The sequence below is a fragment of the Flavobacteriales bacterium genome (genome assembly GCA_025210805.1).
In the GTDB taxonomy this organism is placed as follows: Bacteria; Bacteroidota; Bacteroidia; order Flavobacteriales; family CAJXXR01; genus JAOAQX01.
In genome coordinates, this window is the sequence record JAOAQX010000019.1 from 75,373 (window position 1) to 95,512 (window position 20,140).

The 20,140-nt window shown below is 33.6% G+C and carries 14 protein-coding genes; 6 read left to right on the forward strand and 8 right to left on the reverse strand.

Features of this window, described 5'->3' with window-relative positions; all coding sequences use genetic code 11:
* Window positions 1-280: 280 nt before the first annotated feature.
* On the forward strand, window positions 281-700 hold the full coding sequence (locus N4A45_07615) for a DUF1801 domain-containing protein (GenBank protein ID MCT4665084.1): 420 nt from the start codon (window positions 281-283) through the stop codon (window positions 698-700).
* A 217-nt stretch (window positions 701-917) separates the two neighbouring features.
* Here the strand turns inward: N4A45_07615 and ccsA are convergent, their stop codons facing one another.
* Window positions 918-4,223 (reverse strand): cytochrome c biogenesis protein CcsA, encoded by a 3,306-nt coding sequence (ccsA, locus tag N4A45_07620; GenBank protein MCT4665085.1) that lies wholly within the window; start codon window positions 4,221-4,223, stop codon window positions 918-920.
* Window positions 4,224-4,429: 206 nt separating this feature from the next.
* Here ccsA and N4A45_07625 point away from each other — a divergent pair, with 206 nt between their 5' ends.
* Together N4A45_07625 and lysA are read left to right on the forward strand one after the other, a co-directional pair.
* Window positions 4,430-5,722, forward strand: a complete 1,293-nt coding sequence (locus N4A45_07625) for an aspartate kinase (GenBank protein ID MCT4665086.1) — start codon at window positions 4,430-4,432, stop codon at window positions 5,720-5,722.
* 1 nt (window position 5,723) lies between these two features.
* On the forward strand, window positions 5,724-6,869 hold the full coding sequence (lysA, locus tag N4A45_07630; protein MCT4665087.1) for a diaminopimelate decarboxylase: 1,146 nt from the start codon (window positions 5,724-5,726) through the stop codon (window positions 6,867-6,869).
* A 667-nt stretch (window positions 6,870-7,536) separates the two neighbouring features.
* On the opposite strand, the gene N4A45_07635 is transcribed toward lysA, so the two are convergent.
* The 6 genes from N4A45_07635 to gmd all read right to left on the reverse strand — a co-directional run bounded on the left by N4A45_07635 (window position 7,537) and on the right by gmd (window position 13,535).
* Entirely contained in the window at window positions 7,537-8,118 is a 582-nt protein-coding gene (locus tag N4A45_07635) for a 50S ribosomal protein L25/general stress protein Ctc (GenBank protein MCT4665088.1), read from the reverse strand.
* Between the two features lie 18 nt (window positions 8,119-8,136).
* Entirely contained in the window at window positions 8,137-9,075 is a 939-nt protein-coding gene (locus N4A45_07640) for a ribose-phosphate pyrophosphokinase (protein MCT4665089.1), read from the reverse strand.
* A 116-nt stretch (window positions 9,076-9,191) separates the two neighbouring features.
* A complete protein-coding gene (locus N4A45_07645) occupies window positions 9,192-10,442 on the reverse strand; it encodes a glycosyltransferase family 4 protein (GenBank protein MCT4665090.1) in 1,251 nt (416 codons plus the stop codon).
* A gap of 6 nt (window positions 10,443-10,448) precedes the next feature.
* Window positions 10,449-11,579: a hypothetical protein gene (locus tag N4A45_07650; GenBank protein ID MCT4665091.1), complete on the reverse strand. Its 1,131-nt coding sequence runs from the start codon at window positions 11,577-11,579 to the stop codon at window positions 10,449-10,451.
* A 2-nt stretch (window positions 11,580-11,581) separates the two neighbouring features.
* The gene (locus tag N4A45_07655) at window positions 11,582-12,520 is read right to left on the reverse strand and encodes a GDP-L-fucose synthase (GenBank protein ID MCT4665092.1); all 939 of its coding nucleotides are present in this window, start codon (window positions 12,518-12,520) and stop codon (window positions 11,582-11,584) included.
* A gap of 1 nt (window position 12,521) precedes the next feature.
* Window positions 12,522-13,535, reverse strand: coding sequence for a GDP-mannose 4,6-dehydratase (gmd, locus tag N4A45_07660; protein ID MCT4665093.1), 1,014 nt, complete (start codon window positions 13,533-13,535; stop codon window positions 12,522-12,524).
* Between the two features lie 279 nt (window positions 13,536-13,814).
* Here gmd and N4A45_07665 point away from each other — a divergent pair, with 279 nt between their 5' ends.
* The 3 genes from N4A45_07665 to N4A45_07675 all read left to right on the forward strand — a co-directional run bounded on the left by N4A45_07665 (window position 13,815) and on the right by N4A45_07675 (window position 17,321).
* The gene (locus N4A45_07665) at window positions 13,815-14,993 is read left to right on the forward strand and encodes an acetyl-CoA C-acyltransferase (protein ID MCT4665094.1); all 1,179 of its coding nucleotides are present in this window, start codon (window positions 13,815-13,817) and stop codon (window positions 14,991-14,993) included.
* A gap of 138 nt (window positions 14,994-15,131) precedes the next feature.
* A complete protein-coding gene (locus N4A45_07670) occupies window positions 15,132-15,743 on the forward strand; it encodes a hypothetical protein (protein ID MCT4665095.1) in 612 nt (203 codons plus the stop codon).
* A 24-nt stretch (window positions 15,744-15,767) separates the two neighbouring features.
* Window positions 15,768-17,321, forward strand: a complete 1,554-nt coding sequence (locus tag N4A45_07675; GenBank protein MCT4665096.1) for a hypothetical protein — start codon at window positions 15,768-15,770, stop codon at window positions 17,319-17,321.
* 161 nt (window positions 17,322-17,482) lie between these two features.
* Here the strand turns inward: N4A45_07675 and N4A45_07680 are convergent, their stop codons facing one another.
* On the reverse strand, window positions 17,483-20,083 hold the full coding sequence (locus N4A45_07680; protein ID MCT4665097.1) for an AAA family ATPase: 2,601 nt from the start codon (window positions 20,081-20,083) through the stop codon (window positions 17,483-17,485).
* Between the last annotated feature and the right edge of the window lie 57 nt (window positions 20,084-20,140).

The following is a 20,140-nucleotide window of genomic DNA, read 5'->3' on the forward strand; positions in this document are numbered from 1 at the left end:
ATGAAGAGCCTAGTTGTTAAGTGTTTTAGGAATTTTGAAACTGATTTATTTTTTCAAATATAGCTAAAAATTGATTGAAATTTAGGTCAATTTCTCACTGTATTTTTTATTATCGGATGGGTGAAAAAGTATTTTAGTTACAAAAGGAGTTATTATCGACATCTAACTATCCGAAAAATTGTATATCGTTATGATTATAGTTTTGAGGTCAATTAACCAGAACTAGGTAAAATTTCATTTCGGTTTTTTTTTGTATTTTAGGATGAAAAATAACTTTGAAATGAGTCAAAATAAAACACAACCCACCAAACTATCTGTAGAAGAATTTTTAGGGAATATCACGCCAGAGCAAAAACAAAAAGACTGTAGATCTCTTGTTGAATTAATGAAAAAAGTGTCTGGTCATGATCCCGTGATGTGGGGGAATATTATTGGTTTTGATCAATATCATTACAAATATGATAGTGGGAGAGAAGGGGATTTTTTTAAGATTGGATTTGCTCCAAGGGCAAAGAATATTGCCGTATATGCTGCTGCTTATAATGATGATCTAGATGAGAAAAAGAAGCAACTCGGTAAAATTAAACTTGGCAAAAGCTGTATTTATATCAACAAGCTTGAGCAAGTAAACGAGGAACTTTTAGGTGAAATTCTTAAAGAAAGTATTGAAATTATAGAGAAGCGTTATCCTACAGAGTAAATTAATACCATTTACGGTGTTAATTTACTCATAGGTATAATGCCGATACATTGCTAAAAGCCAGTTATGAACGCAGTGAAATAAGTGGGTAATTTTAGCAAGTAAACGGTATAATTAGGAATGTTAAAAAGAGGAATTAAAATCTCTTAAAAACAAAAAAAAACTGGCATAAAAATGAAGAATTTCATCTCTATGCCAGTTTTTTAAAATACGGATATTATTTCGATAGTTTATTGTAACGACTAGCTAATACGCTAATAATTAATACTACAAAAATTGTAATCCATGCCCAAAGTGGGAAAACAGGAGTTTCTCCACGAGCATAAGAGTGTAAACCTTTAGTAAGATAATAATTTACTCCAAAAAAGGTCATCAAAACGGTAGAGAATCCCCAGACCGAAGCAATATTAAAGGTGTAGATGTTTTTCATTTTAGGAATGAATCGGAAATGAAGGATCATTCCATAAATAAGGATAATGACCATTGCCCAAGTTTCTTTTGAGTCCCATCCCCAGTATCTTCCCCAAGATTCGTTTGCCCAAATCCCACCAAGAAAAGTACCAACAGTAGCCAGTGCCAATCCGATAGAAATATTCATTTCATTTACAAAAGTAAGTTCTGTGAGGAGGGAGTTAAAGTATTTGAATCGTTCTTTTTTTACGAAAATCATCAAAATCAAATTGATCAGTCCAAGGATAAAGGCTAGGCCAAAGAATCCGTAAGAGATCGTAAGAGCTGCCACGTGAATGATAAGCCAATAAGATTTTAAAACAGGTTGTAAATTCGTAAGTTGAGGGTCATAACTACTTAGCGAGGCCGTCATAAGGATAAAAAATGCCAATAAGGCCGTTGCTGCTAAAGTAAGTTTGGAATATCTTGCAAACAAAAATCCTGAAAATAATCCTGCCCAAGCTATGAGTAATAAGGCTTCGTAACCATTACTCCATGGAGCATGTCCAGAAAGATACCAACGCATTCCCATACCATAAGTATGATATGCAAAAGCAATAAATAGAATTCCAGAAAAAATTCTCAAAGGCCATTTAATGGCTAAGTTGTACTTTTTTGTGTTTTTATTTTTAGAAACAATATCGGCGAAAGCTAATACCAACAATACCAAAGCTAAAATTGAATAATAGCGTTGGAGTTTTTTGAAAATATTTTGTTGGTTATAAGAAATTTCTTGTTCAATCTGTTTTTCAGAAGGAAGAATAGAAGGATCTTCTTTTTGTCTTTGGATTTTAGCTAATGAGCTTACAATTTTATCTGAGAGTTCATAATCACCATTTTCTTTGGCATCTAAAAGGGAGATAATATAAAGTTTGAGCACACTAGAATAAGTGATTTCATTATTTTCTACAACCTCTTGTTTATCATTCATCATAGCCCCAATAGGTGCATGAGCAAGGGAATCAGACCAAGTCATCCATTCGTGATTTGGAGAATTTGGTTTTGGAAAAATCTTAAGGAATTCCCCTCGCATTGCCATCATAAAAACATTTACTCTTTCGTCTAGTTTTATGACTTCTTTGTCTAGATAGTTTTGTTTTGCAGCATCTTTTCTAAAAGCTTCTTCTACTTGTTTTTGGATTTTATACTCCATTTTTGAGCTAAACAAATCGTTGTAACTCAAGTAGCGGCTATCACCCAGTCCGAGGTCTTTTGCCAGTCCAGCATCTCTTAGGTAAATCATTTTCTGATTTTTCCAGAAATCCACATTAATCATTACATCCAAAATAAACTGTTTGGCAGTTTGCGTACTTCCATCAGTAGTTTTTATTTGATCTTTTTTGGATATTTTTCTGAGGATATCAATGGCTAAACTGTTTACAGGTTGGAATCTTCCATCCATGGTTTGTACCAGAAGTTTTGCAAACTGATCGGCATGTGTTTTAGATAATTCAATAAATTTTTTGTTAGGATTTTTTCCTATCTGGCTTCTATCCATATTAATTCCACCATGATTTTGTGATCCCAAAGAAGGTTTTTCTTCAGCATGATTATGGTCATGGTGACTGTGGTCATGATCGCTATGATCATGTTTGTGGGTAGAATCTTGAGCAAAACCTGCAAAAGATAGCATAGAAAACAAAACGATTAATCCAGATTTGAGTCGTTTTTTTCTTGATTGAATAATCATTCTTCGAATAGTATTAAAACGAGAGTTTTTGTCAAAATGGATAAAGATAAACCCTAAAATCAATAAGAAATATCCAAAATATGTTACAAATGTTCCCGCTTTATCATGGTTGACAGATAGGCGTGTTCCCAGTTCATCTTGATCATAAGAAGACTGAAAGAAACGGTACCCATCATAGTCTAAAACATTGTTCATGAAAATCTCTAAACGTTCTCTTTTGTTATTTCTTTCGTCAAAAAGAGTTACCACACTTTTATAAGAGCTCGGACTCATAGAGCCAGGGTATCTATCTAGAATGAAGTCGTTGAGATGTAAAGAAAAAGGTAGCGGGATGGTTCTAGCTCCATAACCTGCCTGTAGAAGTAAATCTCCTATTTGGAAAGAGTTTATTTGAGGAATTCTTTGGTTTCCACCTTTGAGTTGAATAATTTTTTCTTGGTTTTGGTAAGAAATTTTTACTGAAAGTACATCGGTTGTCCCTTCTTCTTTATTTTGAGCTGGTTTGAGAACTTTTTTGGCTTTTTGATATTCTTGTTTTACCACAAATTGTGCAATACCTGCAAGATTATGAAGTTTCATAAATTCCAAATCAGCAACGGTATTTGCAGAGATGGTGTCCTGCTTCATAGTAGCCATTTTCATGGTGTAAATTTTCACAGGCGACTGAACTTTTAGTTTTCCATTTTCTTTGAAGACTAAAATATCATCTGGGTTGTCTGATTTGTTTTTGTAGGCAATAGCAACAGGACCAATTCTTTTACTTTCTCCTTCTTGAAGAATTAAGGTCACTCTTCCTGTTTCATCAGCCGTAATGATTTCTAAAATATCTTTACCACCTTCCATATGCTCTTCAAAGCTTTCAGTGGCATTGGGGATAAAATCTACATATTCGATTTTTAGATCTTCATGTCCCTCAAATTTAATTTTTGCATCAAAATCATTATCAAAATCTTCGGTCATATAAAGATGCTTATAATAAGCTTTTCTTTGTTTTCCGTCTGCCATAAAAACCTGTAAATAAGGCTCAATACTATACATCAAATTGGTTTTCTCTCCTTCTCTGATTGGCATCAGTCCTTCAAATCCTGTAAAACGAGTTATGGCGGCTCCTGCAATAATCACAATTAAGGCAAAATGCATTAAAAAAGTCGAGATTTTTTCTTTGCTGAGAAGTTTGTATTTTGGAATATGAAGAATAAAGTTGATGACTAAAAGAATTATCAGAACTTCAAACCAACGCGCGTTATAGATCAATACTTTGGCCGTGATGGTATCCCATCTTTCTTCTATAAAAGTTGCAGCTCCGATAGAGATTCCGAATATCAACAAAAGTACGAGTGCTAGCTTGGAAGATGCTAATACATCAAGTATTTTATTCTTCATAATGGTGGGTTGTTTTTTACACTGCAAATATACCCTCAAAGAAGTTTTAATTAACACTATTTTAAAGATATTTAACCATCCTTTTATGAGTTGATTTTAATATTATTTGTTTAATATTTTTTGTAATATGGGTAATATGTTTTAAAAACTAACAATATGTTAATAAATTAAAAATTGAAATTAACTTCGCTTAAAATACTAGAAAAATGAAGGTACTAAAATTCGGAGGAACCTCAGTAGGTACAGCGGATAGAATGCTGAAGGTGAGAGATATTGTGATGAGTCAAACTGATTCTTGTATAGTTGTTTTGTCTGCTTTAAGTGGAACAACAAATGAGTTGGAGCTCATCACAAAAAAAACAGAAGATAAAGAAAGAAGAATTGAGAGTCTTAAAGAGCACTATGATTGTTATATAAAAAATCTTTTTGAGGATCCAGAAAAATGTCAATTGGCACAAGATTGTGTTGATTACTATTTTGGTAAATTGAGGGAATATTGTGAAGATGTTGAGTTGAATAAAAAAGGAATTCTGGCAATTGGTGAACAGATTTCTAATCATTTGTTTACCATATTATTATCAGTAAGTGCTGTGTCAAATATGCTCATGTCAGCTCTAGATTTAATTAGAATAAACGAATCCGAAGAGCCAGATTATCCATATATAAATCAGGCTGTAAAAACTTTTTTTTCCAAAAACGAAGGATTGGCTTGTTATGTTTGTCCAGGGTATATTTGTCGAAATTCTTTTGGAGAAATTGATAATTTAAAACGTGGAGGAAGCGATTTTACGGCTACAATTCTTGCCAATATTGTTGAGGCGAGTTTTGTGGAAATATGGACAGATATTGATGGAATGCATAATAATGATCCAAGGATTGTGGAGCACGCTTCGCCAATACGTCATTTGAGTTATGAGGAGGCATCAGAATTGGCGTATTTTGGAGCAAAAATTCTACATCCTTCTTGTATTTTACCCGTTATGCAAAAGAAAATACCTGTAGTGTTGAAAAATACTTTGTTTCCGCATGAGCAAGGAACAAAGATAAATGCAGTGAGAAGAAAAGAGGGAATTCGTGCAATTGCGGCAAAAGATCATATAACGATGATTAATATTTTGTCTGATAGAATGCTTAATACTTATGGTTTTCTTAGGAAAGTTTTTGAAATTTTTGAAAAATATCAAACGCCTATTGATATGATTACAACTTCTGAAGTAGCAGTTTCTCTAACTATTGATAATATGCAATTTCTGAGTCAAATTACCGATGAGCTATGTGCGTTTAGTAAAGTGGAGGTCTATAAAAAACAAACCATAATTTGTATAGTTGGAGATTTTTCACCAGAAAAGCCATCAGTTGGTAGTCGTGTTTTATCATCTTTATCTTCCATTCCATTGCGTATGGTATCGTATGGTGGTTCTGCTTCTAATATGTCTATTTTGATTGATGATTATTATAAAGAAGAAGCCTTAAAAATGTTGCATAAAAATCTATTTTAAGATGAAATTGACTTTAGATAAAATAGAAAACCTCGAGACACCTCGTTATGTTTACGATTTGGGTATTTTAAGGAAAACTCTTAAAAGTGCTGCTTTTTGGTCAGACAAATACAATTTTCATATTCATTATGCTGTGAAGGCAAATTTTGAAAATCGCATTCTTCAAGAAATCTCAAAAAAGGGTTTTGGTGCAGATTGTGTAAGTGGGAGAGAGGTTGAGAAGAGTATCGAAATGGGTTTTGCTCCACAAAATATTGTTTTGGCAGGTGTGGGAAAGACTGATTGGGAGATAGAGACAGCTTTGAAACAAGAAATTTCTTGTATTAATATTGAATCTTTAGAGGAGATTGAAGTAATTAATCAAATTGCAACAAGTCTTGGTAAAACTGCAAAAATAGCTTTGAGAGTTAATCCCAATATTGATGCAAAAACACATCCCAATATTACTACAGGATTGAAAGAGAATAAGTTTGGAATAAGAGAAGATCAATTACTTGATGCATTAAATTTGGTTCGAAACTCTCTAAACTGTCAATTTGAAGGATTACATTTTCATATCGGTAGTCAAATAACGGAGATGGATGTTTTTGAGAATCTTTGTAAAAAGGTTAATAAAATTAAGGATCAAGTCAAAGAGCAAGGTTTTGAAGTGAAGACACTTAATTTAGGAGGGGGTTTGGGTGTTGATTATTCAAAGTCAAATCATGCATCTGAGGTCGATTTTGAGTTGTTTTTTGGTACGATAGATAAAAATATTCAAAGGGAGCCTAATCAAAAAATTTGTTTTGAGTTAGGTAGAAGTCTTGTTGCTAATTGTGGTTATCTGCTTTCAAAAGTTCTCTATACTAAGAAAGGTAAAGAAAAGTCTTTTCTTATTCTGGATGCAGGAATGACAGAATTATTGCGTCCAGCACTCTATCAGGCGAGTCATTTGGTGGAGAATATTTCATCTTCAAGTATACAGGACGCTCAATATGATGTGGTAGGTCCTATCTGTGAGTCTTCTGATATTTTTGCAAGAAATTTGAAATTACCATTATCAAAAAGAGGTGATTTTATTGTAATTCATAGTGCTGGCGCCTACAGTAGTAGTATGGCAAATGAGTATAATTTAAGAAAGAAGTATGATCCTGTTTATCAGGGGTGAAAGAAAGATTTTTGCAAAAAAAAAGGAACTTATTATATATTAATAAGTTCCTTTTTTTGTATGGTAAAAAAGACCCCAGCTGAAAATAAAGTAATATTCGTTGTGAAATAGTGTAAAATGAAAACTCGCACCTATTTTCATTTCAGTTGTTAAATAATATTAGGGTTTAAAATAGTATCTACACCAGGGTCTAATCTTTAAGAATTTTAATGATCGTACTTTGTTTTGCAATTGAGTATTGTTGTATTTAATTTTACTTATCCTCTCTTTTGCGTAACAAATATAGTAAAAAATATATAACCACAATGTTATTTTATAAAAAGAGTAGATGTTTTTTTGTTTTTTTTGATGAAACTTTAATATTTATCGACCAAATGATTGTTTTGCCTTATTACTGAGTTGGCATTTTTGTTTTCTTTGGAAACTATATTATTTACAGGCTTTTTATAAAAGATCAGATTGATGTTTAGAGTAATAAATTATTGAATAATGATGATATAATTATAGAACTTGTTACTTTTTGCTTATTTATTATAACTTAACATTGTTTTATGTGTGTTGTTTTTTATACTGAACTCAATATGTGTGAAATGGTATTGTTTGTGTATAAAAAAACGGCAAGAAAAAATGTTTTCTTGCCGTTAAATAGTTTGAAATGTTAAGGGGCTTATTCCTCACCTTCTTCTTCTTCTTCTTCTTTTTGTGCACCACGAGCTGTTTTCACGGCTACGATTACGGCATTTCCAGCATTAAGAATATCGAAGTTGTTTGTTTCTATTTCAGAAACACGAATTGTTTTTCCAATTCCAAGAGGAGTAACGTCTAAAACTACGTCTGATACCATATTTTCTGGTGTAGAACGTACATTTAGTTTACGCATGTTTAGTCTCAATTTACCTCCAAGCATAACTCCTTTTGCGTTTCCTGTAATTCTTACTGGAATTTGATAAGTTACTTCTTTACCTTCAGTCAACTCAATAAAATCTGCATGCAGAATATTATCTGTTACTGGGTGAAATTGAAGATCTTTCAAAATTGCTGAATAAGTTTTTCCATTTACGTCTATTTCTAGTCTGTAAACGTTTGGAGTATAAACCAGGTTTTTGAATTGAATCTCAGGTATAGAGAAGTGTACTACTTCTTCACCTCCATAAAGAACACAAGGAACTTTTCCTTCTTTTCTTAGGGTTTTAGATTCTTTTTTCCCCAAATCCATACGCGCTTCAGCGCTCAACTTAATAGTTTCCATTGGTTTGTGTTTATAGTGTTAGTTAATAAAATACGAACTAATACTCTCTTGGCTAAATACATTTCTGATAACATTAGCAAAAAGAGGTGCAATTGATAATTGCTTAATTTTTTCTGTTCCCGAGTTTTCTTTTAAATCTAAGGTGTTGGTAACAATTAGTTCTTCCAGCCTTGAATTTTCTACTCGTTCATAAGCACTTCCAGAGAGAACGGCATGTGTACAAATTGCTCTTACGGAAGTAGCTCCTTTTTCAAACATCATATCTGCAGCTTTGGTAAGTGTACCTGCGGTATCCACCATGTCATCTACTAATACAATATCTTTTCCTGTTACATCACCAATAACGGTCATTTCATCAACCAAATTGGCTTTTGATCTCACTTTATGGCATATAACCATTTCTACACCAAGGTGTTTAGCATAAGTCTTGGCCCTTTTACTTCCTCCCATATCTGGTGAGGCAATCACCAAATTTGTGAGATTCAGATCCTTAATATAATTTTTGAATACAGAAGAAGCATATAAATGATCTACTGGTACTTCAAAAAATCCTTGAATTTGATCAGCATGTAAGTCCATACACATCACTCGTGTAGCCCCTGCTGCATGAATCATATTGGCAACCAATTTTGCTCCTATCGGAACTCTTGGTTTATCCTTTCTGTCTTGACGTGCCAAACCAAAATAAGGCATAACCGCTACAATATGTTTTGCTGAAGCTCTCTTTGCAGCATCAATCATCAACAATAATTCCATCAAATTATCTGATGGTGGTGGTGTAGATTGAATAATGAAAACATAGTCTCCACGTACGGTTTCCTCAAAAGATGGTTGAAATTCCCCGTCACTAAATTCTGAAATAATTACATTCCCTAGTTTTGTTCCATATTCACTGGCAATTTGTTCTGCCAAGTGTCTGGTAGCTCTTCCTGTGAAAATTTGAACTTTTGAATCCATCTTTTTTTGGTGCTTTAGTGAGCTGGCAAATTTAATAAAATATATTGGAAATAATAAAAAATTAAGCTTACTTTTTTGAAATAAAAAGAAGGTGTATAATTTTGTTATTCAGTTGTTTAGTTTGTTTTTGCGAGGAGGTCTTTATAAAGCGATTTGAATTCCTGAGCGATATATTCTTGGTCAAAGCTCTTGATTACTTTATTTCTAGCTTGCTTATTTAAATGATGATTTGATAGACAAAACTCGATTCCATTGATTAAATCATTGGCGTTTTTATATTCCGAAATATAACCGTTTTCTTTGTGGTCTATTAGTTGTGGAATTCCTCCTATATTAAATGCCACACAAGGTGTCCCACAACTCATGGATTCCATAATCGTATTGGGGAGATTATCTTCCAGAGTTGGCGAAATAAAAAGATCTGAAGCTTGATAAATAGTCACCAATTCTGAAACCTTAGAAATATAGCCTAATTTGATCATAGGTAGTGAGAGATGAACACGATTTTTGGGATCTGCACCTACCACTAGAATTTCTATTTGGGAAAAACGATCATCTTGAGCCATTTTTCCACAGGCTTCTTCAAGGTATTGATATCCTTTTTGAATATTTCCTACATTAGCCGCTATGTATAAAATATGCTTTTTATCAGCCGAAAGTCCTAGTTGTTTTTTGGCCATTTTTTTGTCTCCATCAGTATAAATACTGGTATCTATAGGATTGGGAATACTCCGTAAATTCTGATTTTTTAAAAGACTACTTTTTTCCACACGAGACAATAACCATTTACTACAGGTAACAAATGTGAGGTTTTTCGGAAACAGTTCTTTTTTCTTAAGCCAATTTTTATTAGATAAATCCTTGGCATGTGGCTTTTTCAAATATTTACAGTTTCCACATTCTTTTTGGTAATTTTCACACTCATTGGAATGATGACATCCTCCAGTAGCAAACCACATATCATGCATGGTGATTACAACGGGTTTTCCGAGTGAGAAAATATATTCGAATGTTTTTTTAGAGAAAAAACTATGGTTTACCCAATGAATATGAATCAAATCGGCTTCTTTTATCTCTGGAATTTTATCGAGATTTTTTCCAAAAAGAAAAGTAGTGAAAGCAAAACGTTTATTTTTAGATGCTTCAAAGGGAATAAAAAGGATTTTTTCAAATAAATACGTCCATTTTTGCAACTTTTGCTGAAAAGGAGTTTTAGAAATCGCAATGCAGTTTGGGGTATTGCCTTTTGCAATATCAACAACCATAGTTGAATCTATACCATGCTTGAGTAAAGTGGAGTGAAGTCGGTTTGCCGCAATGGCTGCTCCGCCTTGTAGATCATAGGTATTTAAGTGAACGATTTTCATCAATAACTAAAGTTTTCCTATCTGATTATATGTTTCCAAAACTTGTTTCTTTAACCCTAAAAATGTTTCTTTAGCGATTTCGGATTTTTTATTGATGTCTTCTTTGTTTAATTGGTTGAATATATTTTGAATTTGTTTTTCCAAGTCTTTGTTTTCTTCCACAAGATACCCTGACTTCTGAAACATACACCAATTATCACTATCTGGGTTTCCACAGAACAAAATAGGTCTTCCCATAGAAATGGCCGTAACAGCTTTAGAAGGAACTGCCACGTGAGTCCATTGGTCTTTTAGGGTAACCAAATGGATATCAATATAAGGTAAATGTTCGCCTGGTAATCCATTTTCAGCAATGATTACATGGCTAAATTTCCTTGCAAAGTCCTTTATTCGTTTTTCATGTACACCATAGCAAGCTAATACAAACTGAAAATTCATTTTTCCTGAAAGTTCAATGGCTTTTTCTAAAAAATCGGGATTATGAGCATCACCAATATTTCCAAAATATCCCAAGGTAATTTTTGATTCATCAAACCATTCTGGTTGGTGTACTTCATTTCTTTCACTAGCAACAGAATCTAATTTCACTCCAGCAGGTAAAATCATAGTCGGTATTTTTTTTCCGTATTTACCTTGTATATGCTTAGCTTGTTGGGTTCCTAAAGACAAGAGCATTTCTGGTGCTTTTGCATAGGTTTTCTTCATCCACCAACGGTAAATGGCATTTTTTTCGGAGACTTTTCCAGTTGCCGAAAATCCTTCGGGAAATAAATCGAAAGACCAAAGAATCCACTTTTTAGATTTTTTTAAGAAAATATTGGCAAACAAAGGCAGAAGTGGGGGACTGGTAGTGAGAATAATCCAGTCACTATCTATAGTGTTTGCTTTTTTAATCATCCTATAATTATCCCAAAATGTGGTTAAGCCTTTTGTGATAAATTTTGAAAAAGGTAGCGGAACAAGTGTTCCTTTGGGTTCTACATATTTATTATTCCCAGGAGCTTTACCATCAATATACACAACAGAACATGCTGTTTGATGATGCTTTTCCAAAAAGTCCACCATCTCACAAACGAGAATTCCGTTGATATTTTTGTTTGGGGGATAATGCCTTGTAAGAAAGGTGATTTTACTCATTTTTAAGCCAATTCTGGATGCTCTTTTAGGAAAGATTGGTAGGTTTTTTGAATACCTTCTCTTAATGTCGTTTTTGCTTCCCAACCAATGTTTTTCATTTTGGAAACATCGAGTTGTTTTTTAGGTGTACCATCTGGTTTTGTACTATCAAAAGTCAAGACACCTTCAAAGCCAACTATTTCTTTAATGGTTAAGGCTAGTTCTTTGATACTCAAGTCTATTCCTGTTCCAATATTTACCCAACCTGCCTCATGGTGTTCGTTCATAAGAAAAACACAAGCTTCTGCAAGGTCCTCTACATACAAAAATTCTCTAAGTGGAGAGCCTGTTCCCCAAATTTCTACCGAAGGTAAATTCTCTTTTTTTGCAGTATGAAATTTTCTAATAAGGGCAGGTAATACATGAGAATTATTCAAATCATAATTATCATTGGGACCATACAAATTAGTAGGCATTGCCGAGATAAAATTGGATCCGTATTGATCTCTATAGCTATCACACATTTTTATACCCGCAATTTTCGCTAAAGCATAAGGTTCATTAGTAGGTTCTAATGTTCCTGTGAGTAAATATTCTTCTTTGATGGGCTGTGGTGCCATTTTAGGATAAATACAAGAACTTCCTAAAAAAAGTAGTTTTTCAACGCCATGAATATGAGCTGAATGGATTACGTTATTTTGAATCATTAGATTATTGTAAATAAATGACCCTTTATAACTATTGTTTGCGTGAATTCCTCCTACTTTGGCTGCCGCCAAAATTACATAATTAGGCTTTTCTTCTTCAAAAAAACGATGTACAGCTTCTTGATTAATCAAATCTAATTCCGAAGAAGTACGGGTAAGGATGTTTTCATAACCTTGAGATTTTAATAATCGTACGATACTACTTCCCACCATTCCTCTATGTCCTGCCACATAGATTTTTGCTTGTTTTTCCATACTATTGGGCTTCTTGGATATCGTTTTTCATCATGATTTCTACTAATTCATCCAAATCTACTTTGGTTTCCCAACCTAGTTTTTCTTTGGCTTTTGTTGCATCTCCTATCAATAAATCTACCTCGGCAGGTCTAAAGTATTTAGGACTGATTTCTATAATTGTTTCACCCGTATTTTTGTCAATTCCTCTTTCATCAACACCAGTTCCTTCCCATTGGATATCAAATCCGACGTATTTTGCTGCTCTTTCTACAAAATCTCTTACAGTATAAGTTTTTCCTGTGGCAATCACAAAATCCTCAGCGGTTTCTTGCTGAAGCATAAGCCACATAGCTTCCACATATTCTTTTGCATATCCCCAGTCTCTTTTTGCATCTAGGTTTCCAAGTTTTAAAACGTCTCTTTTACCTGCCGCAATTTCGGCTAAAGACATTGTGATTTTTCGGGTAACAAAAGTTTTTCCTCTACGCTCACTTTCATGGTTGAATAAGATTCCATTACAGGCGTAAAGACCATAAGCTTCTCTAAAATTCTTTACAATCCAAAAACCATAAATTTTTGCCACGGCATAAGGGCTTCTAGGATAAAAAGGTGTTTCTTCTGTTTGAGGAATTTCTTGAACTTTTCCATAAAGCTCAGAGGTGGAAGCTTGATAAAAACGAGCCTCTGGACAATGGTTTTTTAATGCATCTAAAATTCTAAGTGTACCTAAAGCATCAACTTGTGCAGTATATTCAGGTACTTCAAAGGATACTTGAACATGAGATTGAGCTGCCAAATTATAAACTTCATCGGGCTTTATTTGTGCCATTAGTTTATTAAGATTCGAGCTATCGGTGACATCTCCATGGTGAAGTTTGAGTCTATCATGATCCATTAAATGATCAATTCTCTCAGTAGTGAAAACACTTGCTCTACGCAAGATTCCATGTACTTCGTATCCTTTTTCTAATAATAATTCGGCTAAATAAGACCCATCTTGTCCTGTGATTCCCGTTATAAATGCTTTCTTCATTGTCTATGATGCAAAATTAAATAGCCAAAGATAAGAGATATATTGGAAGTTTTGTAATTTGAACGAGAAGATACTTTTACGAATTTCATCAGGTTGCTCATCATTTGACATGGAAATAGATAACTACACGGTGCCTAGTATAAAATAAGCCCTGCCGAAAAGTTAGGAGAAGCTCTTCAAATGGGGAATTAGTATGCTTTTTTTACTCATGAATGCCAAATCTTTTTGTAAATTCGAACAGAATTTGTTGAACAAGAGATTTAAAATAACATAAAAACTATGAAAGACGTTGTAATCGTTTCTGCTGTTCGTACAGCAATGGGTAGTTTCGGAGGTTCTTTATCTGGGCTAAGTGCTACAGATCTTGGAGCTGCAGCAATCAAAGGAGCTTTATCAAAGATTAATTTGGACGCTGACAAAATAGAAGAAGTATATATGGGAAATGTACTACAAGCCAATGTAGGACAAGCACCAGCACGTCAAGCAGCTATTAAAGCTGGCTTGAATAATGCAACTCCTTCTACAACAGTAAATAAAGTATGTGCATCGGGAATGAAAGCTGTGATGATGGCAGCTCAAGCTATTAAAGCAGGAGATAGAGATATCGTAGTTGCTGGTGGAATGGAAAGCATGAGTAATGCTCCATATTATTTACCAAAAGCCCGAAACGGATATCGTTTTGGAGATGGAAAAATCATTGATGGACTGACACAAGATGGTCTAACGGATGTGTATAATAAAGTAGTGATGGGTGTTTGTGCAGAAACTTGTGCTACAGATATGAAAATCACTCGTGAGGATCAAGATAATATTGCAGTTGAGTCTTATAAACGCTCTGCCGCAGCTTGGGAAGCAGGGAAATTTGACAATGAAGTAGTACCTGTAGAAGTACCACAAAGAAGAGGAGAGCCTGTTGTGTTCTCAAAAGATGAAGAGTATATCAACTTCAACGAAGATAAATTTAGAAAACTAAGAACTGTTTTCAAAAAAGACGGAACAGTAACAGCGGGTAATGCTTCTACGATCAATGATGGAGCTTCTGCTTTAGTTTTGATGTCTGCAGAAAAAGCTGCTGAACTTGGATTAAAGCCTTTAGCAAAGATTACTTCTTATGCAGATGCGGCACATGATCCAGAATGGTTTACCACAGCTCCTGCTAAAGCTTTGCCAATTGCTTTAGAGAAGGCAGGATTAACGAAAGATGATATCGCTTACTGGGAACTTAACGAAGCATTTGCAGTGGTAGGATTAGCCAATATGGAAATCCTTGGAATTAAACCAGAAAATGTAAACGTAAACGGTGGAGCCGTATCTTTAGGACATCCACTTGGAAACTCTGGATCGAGAATTTTGGTAACACTTATTAATGTTTTAGAACAAAACAACGCCAAATATGGAGCCGCAGGAATCTGTAACGGTGGTGGTGGAGCATCAGCCATGATTCTTGAAAGACTTTAGGTCTGATTGAGATCATTAAAAAACATTTTTTTTCAGCTATCGAGATACTTATTTTAGTATTTCGGTAGCTGTTTTTTTGGAAATGAAAAATCACATCCTTAAATTGCACCAGATATTACGATGATAAAAATAGAATTGATGAAAATAAATAGACTGATACTTCTGGTATCTTTTTGGTTAACTTGTGTTTCCGTTTTTGCTCAGGAAAATTCGGATTCTTTGAGTATTTATTTTGAAGACGATGAGATATCTTTGACAAGGCAAGTAGTTAAGGTTGATTTAGCATTTTTGGTTCAGGGAGATTTAACGATTTCTTACGAGAGAAAAATAACAGATGTTTTTAGTGTCGAAATATCTGGAGGAACTATTTTACCCTATTACGATAATTATATGCATTTGTGGGATGTAGATGAAGATATATACAGAAAGGAGGATATAGGTGCAAGATATGGATATAGTTATTCGGGTTTTCTTAAAGTAAATTCATTTGGTGAGGGAATTGAAAAATATTTCATCGGCTTTAAATATCGAAAACGAAGATATTTTGGAAATACAAAAAGTCAAAATTCAAATGAGTATTTATTGTCTGCTGGATATCAGTTTAACTGGCATACAAGATGGATTTGGGGATTCGGTTGGGAATATGGGTTAAAAAATACTTCAAATTTTGATTCTCATGATAAACTGCTAGAGGGTGACTTGACTCGACAAGTTTTAAATACTAATATTTCGGTAGGGATAATCTTTTAATAACTATATAGATAGAGGAAAAATATGAAGACAATAACACTAAGTGTACTCCTATTATTGGTATTCACTGGAAATGCGCAAAAAAAATCACCTTATTCTACACAAGGAGGGTCTTGGAATATTGAGAAAAAAGGAGTTATTACTAAACGAGTTTATTCTAATGGCGATGGTTATATTATTCTGCAAGACAAACTGAATGCATTTGGTAATGGTGGAAAAAAAATGACTCTAGAAAAAGTAAATGGTGACCTCGAAGTAGTAAATGAGAAAAAAATCGAAATGAAGTATCAGGACAAGAAAATGAAATATGAGTTTTCTATTGAAAATAAAAAGGGTGCTTTTCTTTTTTCCTCTTTTAGAAATCAGAAAACAAAGATGAAATATCTTTTTAGGCAAAAATTAAACAAGAATGACCTTAGTCTTGGTTCCATTAATAAAGTAGCAGAAATTAGTTACGAAGAAGGGAATAAATACAAATCGGGATCTTTTAGAAATTTTGCTTCAATGGATTCTACTAAAAATTTAATTTTTTACCAAAACCCTAAAAAGAAAAAAGCTCAATTGAAATTTGGAGTTGTTGTGGCTGATGATAAATTAAATACTTTATGGTCTAAAAATGTTTCTTTGAATGTAAAACGAGACTATAATCGTATTATTGATTATGATATCAGTAATAATGGTGATGTGTATATTTTACTGATGCATTATATGAATAAAACAGCTAAAAAAGTTCATCTTAGAAAACCCAACGCACAGTATAAAATTCTAAAAATTACTAAAGGATCAGCTCCTGTTGAGGTGGCGTCTTTTAAATCGAAAAAATTCATACATGAATTATATCTTAAAATGACAAAGGCTCAAGAGCTCAAGATCGTTGGTTTATATAATAGTCATCCAAAAATGGATGGATATGAAGGGGTCGTTTTTTCAGATATAAAAGATGTAAATAAATTAAAATACCAAAAGTTCCCTGCGAAGATGTTTTATCAAAACCTAAAAAAATCAAAAGCTAAAAGAATTAAAGAAAAATACAAAAAAGGGAAGCTAAAAGAACTTGAGGATTTTAGTTTTAAAAGGATAATGACTGCTGATAATGGATTTATATTAATATTAGAATATTACTTGATAGTGAGTTCTACCTCTCAGTATGGAACAGTCGTTGTTCATCATTTTAGAGAAATTCCTGTAATATTTGTTGGAAACCAAGGAGACATTAAGTGGGTACATAAGATTAATAGGCGCACTAAATTAATTGATAAATCACGTCGAATGGGTTATTTTTATTCTTTTTATAATGATGGGATGTTACGTGTGATTTATAATGGTAGATCAGAGAACCTTAGAAAAGACTTAACAACCAGTAATGTTAAGGTATTTAATAAAGGTAATAAAGGACACCAAGCAGTAATTCTTGAAGAGTTTACTGATGAAGGGTTTAAAGAAAAAACTTTACTAATGGGTAAAGAAGAATCTCCAAATCCTCTTAGAATGGGAGATACCTATCGTGGAGGCTCAAAGCTCCTTTTTAATAGTCAAAAGAGAAAGAAAAGACAGTATTTAAGTGTAGATTTTAAATAAACGATTCCAAACGTGGATTCACAGATAAGAAGTCTGTAGGTTGAGAAAGGAATTGGAATCACATTTTTTTCTTACACTAAATATCAACCAAAAAGCCATTTTCAAATTTTTTTGAAAATGGCTTTTCTCTTAAAACAAAAACTAATCTATAATAAAAACTCTTAGGCGTTTTCGAAACTAAATTCCCCTTGAGGTGATAGATGCACTTTTACAGGGATTTCTTTATCTATTTTGTTTGCCAAGATATCTTTAGACAAACTGTTAAGAATATATTTTTGGATATATCTTTTTAGCGGTCTAGCACCATAAATTGGGTCATAAGCATCCTGAGCAAGTTTTTCTATCACTGGAGTGTCAAAATGGATGTCAACTCCATTACCTTTAAGAAGGTGCTGAATTTGCACTAGTTGAATTAAAACAATTTGTTCAATTACTTCTTTATATAAAGGCTTAAAGAGAATAGTTTCGTCAATTCTGTTGATAAACTCGGGTTTTAGATGAGACTTTAGCACATTTAAAACCTTTTTCTCAATATCTTCATACATTCTTTCGCGTTCAGTAGAATTTACTTGTTCTAATACTGGAATCTGCTCCTGAATCCACTCTGATCCCATATTAGAAGTCATGATGATAATTGTGTTTTTAAAATCGGCAATTCTTCCTTTATTATCCGTCAGTCTTCCATCATCCAATACTTGCAAGAGAATATTAAAGGCATCTGGATGTGCTTTTTCTATTTCGTCTAGCAAAATCACCGAATAAGGTTTTCTTCTCACAGCCTCTGTAAGTTGTCCTCCTTCATCATAACCCACATAACCAGGAGGTGCTCCTATCAATCGGCTTACGGCATGTTTTTCTTGATATTCACTCATATCAATTCTCACCATGGCATTTTCATCGTTAAAAAGATTTTCTGCCAAGGATTTAGCCAGTTCTGTTTTTCCTACACCCGTACTTCCTAGGAAAAGAAAAGAACCGATAGGTTTGTTTGGGTCTTGCAGCCCTGCTCTACTTCGCCTTACCGCATCGGCTAAAACCTCTATGGCTTCCTCTTGTCCTGCCACGCGTTTTTTGAGTTGATCTTCTAGATAAAGTAGTTTCTCTTTTTCAGACTGGAGCATGTTTTTTACAGGAATTCCTGTCCATTTTGAAACTACATCTGCAATATCTTGTGCACTTACTTGCTCTTTTACCAAAGCATTTTCGCTATTTTGGAGTTCTTGAGCTTGTTTTTTGATATTCTCTAACTCTTTTTTTGCATTTTCTAATTTTCCATAACGAATTTCCGCCACTTCGGCAAAGTTTCCGTCTCTTTCGGCTTGTTCTGCTTGTAGTTTTAAGTGGTCAATACGCTCTTTTGTTTTGTGAATTCCATCTAAAATGGCTTTTTCATTTTCCCATTGAGCTTTTATGGAGTTTTGAATTTCTTTTGCTTCTTCAATTTCTTGATTGAGTACTTGTTCTTTTTCCGAATTTTTTTCTCTTCTAATGGCAACCCTTTCAATTTCCAGATGCATGATTTTTCTATTGATTTCATCTAATTCTTCGGGAACAGAATTCATCTCAATTTTTAATTTAGAACTGGCTTCATCAAGTAAATCAATGGCTTTATCGGGTAAAAAACGATCCGAAATATAGCGTTTTGAAAGTTCTACGGAAGCAATAACGGCATCGTCTTCTATTTGAATACCGTGGTGAATTTCATATTTTTCTTTGATTCCTCTCAGGATAGAAATCGCATCTTCTACGCTTGGTTCATCCACAGTTACTTGTTGAAAGCGTCTTTCAAGGGCTTTGTCTTTTTCAATATGTTTTTGATATTCTTGGAAGGTAGTAGCTCCAATTGTCCTAAGCTCTCCACGAGCCAATGCTGGCTTGAGTAAATTAGCTGCATCCATAGCTCCTTGACCGCCTCCTGCTCCTATAAGCGTGTGAATTTCATCAATAAAAAGGATGATTTTACCTGCTGATTTTTTCACTTCCTGAATCACACTTTTTAATCTTTCTTCAAATTCTCCTTTGTATTTTGCACCTGCTACTAAGAGTCCCATATCCAAAGAAATAAGCGTTTTGTCTTTGATGTTTTCAGGGACATCGCCATCGATAATTCTTTGGGCAAGACCTTCGATGATTGCTGTTTTCCCCACACCAGGTTCTCCAATGAGGATCGGATTGTTTTTTGTTCTACGAGAAATTATTTGAAGAACTCTTCGTATTTCATCATCTCTTCCAATCACAGGATCTATTTTTCCTTCTTTTGCAAGTTGGTTGAGGTTTTTAGAATATTTCTCTAATGCACGATATTGATTATCTCCGTTTTGTGTAGTCATTTTCTCTCCCTTTCTTAATTCTTTAATATTCTTTTCCATCTTTTTTACATCAAACTCAAAACCTTTGATAAAGGAGTGGCTATGCTGAGCAAATGCTAAAAATAGGAATTCAAAACTGACAAATTCATCATGGTTTTTTTCGGCAAGTTTTTCTGCTTTTTCTATGGTTTTTAGCAAATCATTAGCCGCATAGGCTTTTTTATTTTCACCTTGAGATATTTTCTTTTCAAGAGCTTGACTGGTTTTTTCCTGAAATGCTTGTAAATTATTTTTTTGATCTTTAATTATAAACTGAACAATTGATTGGTCTGTGTCTAAAAAAGATTGAGCAAGATGTTCTAGGTCAATAATTGTATGATTCTTTTCTGTGGCTATCTGTACAGCCTTATTGATGGTTTCTTGAGTTTTATAACTGAGTTTATCTGTATTCATGTCGATTTATTTGGCTTGTGATCTTGAGGGAGCAAGATTCTAACCAATTTTAAAAAT